The sequence below is a fragment of the Streptosporangium sp. G11 genome, from assembly GCF_051192615.1.
In the GTDB taxonomy this organism is placed as follows: domain Bacteria; phylum Actinomycetota; class Actinomycetes; order Streptosporangiales; family Streptosporangiaceae; genus Streptosporangium.
Genome location: NZ_JBPJUQ010000217.1, coordinates 1 through 3,416, shown reverse-complemented (window position 1 = coordinate 3,416; position 3,416 = coordinate 1). Strand labels below are relative to the sequence as shown.

1 protein-coding gene is annotated in these 3,416 nt (G+C 69.5%); it reads left to right on the top strand.

Going from position 1 to position 3,416, the window contains the following annotated elements; translation table 11 throughout:
- Positions 1 to 393: 393 nt before the first annotated feature.
- Positions 394 to 3,416 (top strand): nSTAND1 domain-containing NTPase (locus ACSDR0_RS49815; RefSeq protein ID WP_435295997.1); only part of this gene is annotated, 3,023 nt, incomplete at its 3' end.

Genomic DNA, 3,416 nt, shown 5'->3' with positions numbered 1-3,416 from the left:
GCCATGCCGGCCTCTCCTGAAGGGGGCGCAGGCATGTAAGTCAACCAAGGCGACTCCACGAAAGCCGGGGTACATCACCTTGACCAGTATCAACTCGTCCCGATAACCCCTGGAAGGAGACCACTCGGGCCCGTGGAACCCGCCCCCCAGCGCGACAGTCGGGTCGCGAGCATGGACACCCACGAAAAACAAGGTCAGGTGTGGTCGCCATACGACCACACCTGACTCATGAAAGATCGAGGCTAGTGGCGTTTCCGTATTGTTCGACGCGTTTCGAATCGCCCGTCGCGAACGCCATTGTGGGGTATATTCCGTCATAACCGAGACGGCTCCGCACGGTGAGCCAATTGCACGCCGGACTGATCGCTCCTTGTCGACGTACCGGGAAGGTTCATGGCGACGGATGACGACGCCCATCGGCAGCGGAGCGAAGAATCCGAGTCGATGCGCGACGGTGTGCGTGCCCGAGTGGCCCGGATAGTCACCGGAACTGGTCGGGGTCTGCGTAAATGGTCGCCCCCGACGCTGATGGCGATGCTCTGCGCGGGCGCACTCGGCCCGCTGCTGCTGCCGGCGCTGGGCGGATCGGCCGTGGCCGCCGCAGCGGTCGGCGCGCTCACCTCGGTCGGCGGAAACATATTGACCGACGTCGTCAAAGCCGGTATCGCGCGCGTCGCGAAATCAGGCGAAACGCCCACTGCTGAACAAGTGGAAATCGTCCTGGAACGCGAAATCCGGGACGCCCTGCAAACCGGGGACGAACGGGCGCGGGAATTACGCCAGGAGATCTCCGAGCTGGTCCGCACCGCGGGACTGGTCGGAGCCGCCTTAGAGGCCGCGGTCAGGACCGGTGACCGGGACCTGCAGAGCCGGATGACGGACGGCCTGGCGCGGCTCGGCGCCGACTTCGATGAGTTCGGCTTCGTCCTGACCGAGGCGGCGGGGGAGCTGCGGCGGCTGCGCGAGAGCGTCGATGAGCAGAACGGGGTGCTCCAGCTCGCGGTCGACCTGCAGTACCGTCAGGCGACCGACACCCGGCTGCTGATGGAGCAGGTCGCGGCCCTGGAGCGGCACGCGCGGCCGCGGGCCGGGCACGCGGAGGCGACGGCCGCCTGGAAGGACTGCCCCTACCGGGGGCTGCTGTACTTCAACGAGGCGGAGGCCGCCGTCTTCTATGGGCGCGAGGTCGACACCGCCCAGCTGGTTACCGCCGTCTCGCGGCGCATCACCGACCCCGGCCTGCTGATCGTTACCGGTGCGTCGGGTGCGGGAAAGTCGTCGCTGCTGCGGGCGGGCCTGATGCCGGCCATCGCCCGTGGCGAACTGGCAGAGGAGGCGCGGGACTGGCCGCGCCACGTCATGGACGCGCCGGGCAACTCCCCTTTGGCGCGCCTGTCGATCCTGCTCGGCGCGATGGCGAACCTGGACGGTGCCGCGATCCGCGACCGCCTGATGGCCGAGCCCGGCCAGGTGCGGCTCCTCGTCCGGCAGGCGGTCGAAGCGGACGCGGCCCGCCGTGGCGTCCCGGCCCAGGCCGCGCCCCGCCTGGTGCTGGTGGTGGACCAGTTCGAACAGGTCTTCAGCTCGCCCGGCGACGCCGCCGGTGAGGTGGCCGCATTCGTCGCGGCACTCCACGCGGCCGCGACACCAGCCGCGGCGGACGAGCCGGCGCCCGCCCTGGTCATCGTCGCGGTGCGCGGCGACTTCGTCGACCGCTGCGCCGACCACCCGCAACTGGCGGCGGCACTGGCCGCCCCGTTCATCGTCGGCCCGCTGAGCCCAGACGGGCTAAGACGGGCGATGACCGGCCCGGCGGACGCAGCAAACCTGATCATCGAACCGGGGCTCATCGACGCCATCCTGGCCGAGCTGTCCACGCCCGACGGCGGCCACAGCGCGGGCAGCCTTCCGCTGCTGTCCCAAGCGATGCTGACGACGTGGGAGCACCGCGAAGGCAACACGCTGACGAGCAGGGGTTATGGCCGAACCGGCGGCGTCACCCACGCCGTGGCCACAAGTGCCGAGTCGGCGTACACGGACTTGCCCGCCGGAGGTCAGGACGCCACGCGCCAGATCTTCCGCCGACTGACGCTGGTGTCGAAGGACGGGGCACTGTCCCGCCGGACCGTGCGCCTGCCCGACCTCCACGCCCCCGACGAGGGGAATGCGTCCACGGCCGGACGGGTGATCGAGGCGTTCGCGCACCGGCGGCTGATCGTCGTGGACGAGAACTCCGTGCAGATCGCCCACGACGCGCTGCTGCGCTCCTGGCCGCGTCTGCAGTCGTGGCTGGAGGCCGATCTGGCCGACCACGCGCTCTACAGCCAGCTGCTCCTGGACGCCGAGGATTGGCGGCGCAACGGCGCCAAGATGTCCTATCTCTACTACGGCAAGCGCCTGGCCGACCTGCGCCGGGTGCTGCCCCGGTGGCGGGCGGACCCGCGAACCTACCCTCCGCTGGAGGAGACGCAGGAACGGTTCGTCCACGCGAGCATCCGCTACCGGGTGCTGGCCCTGCTCTTGGTCGGGACCATGATGACCGTGCTCGTGGGCGTCGTGACGTACGGCTGGCGCCAGCGCGGAGAAGCTCTGGACCGGGCGCGCGTGTCCAACTCCCAGGCCTTGGCAGCGCGCTCGGTGCAGATCGCCGATGACGACCCGCGCAGCGCGGCTCAACTGGCCCTGTACGCGAACCAGATCAACGGCACGCCCGAGTCGGTACAGGCTCTCATCCGCGCGGTGGAGGCCAACCAGTACGTCGAGCGCCACATCCAGGCGGGTTCGGGCGAGGTGGCGGAGCACAGCGGCTCCTCCGGGCTGCCGATGACAGCCGTCGCGGTCAGCCGCGACGGCGGCACCCTGGTCTACTTCTCCGAACAGGGTGATAAGCAGGTCCACGTCGAGGACCTACGCAGCGGCGCGGAGATCCGCCAGTTTCCCAGCAGGGTGACCCGTGGCGGCACGCTGCAGCTGAGCGCCGACGGCCGGATCGCGGCGTGGGAGAGCAAGCCCAACGTCGTCGAGGTATGGGACATCGGCAGCGGCGGGCTCCTTCGTCGTCTGCGCGCCGGGAATCCCAGCGAACTCAGCAACGCGGGTGACGGGTTACGCGCCTTAGCCTTCTCCGCCGACGGCCGCTGGCTCGCCGCCGCGTACAACACGTTCTACGCGCCGGAGAAGCTCGATCTCGCACTTCAGGTCTGGGACGTGCGCACCGGCGAGTCGGTCGAGCGCAGGCTGATGCACTCCGGCCGCCTCGAGGCGTCGTTCGGCCGGAACGGCGTCCTGCGCGTGTTCGACCTCGACTCGGGGTGGCTGCACACCTTCGATGTCCGGGGGGCAAAGACATCCCAGGAGCTTAGGTGTCAAGCGGCGAGGGGTTGGGTGCGGTGTGACCAGGCGGTTGCTTCGTCGTA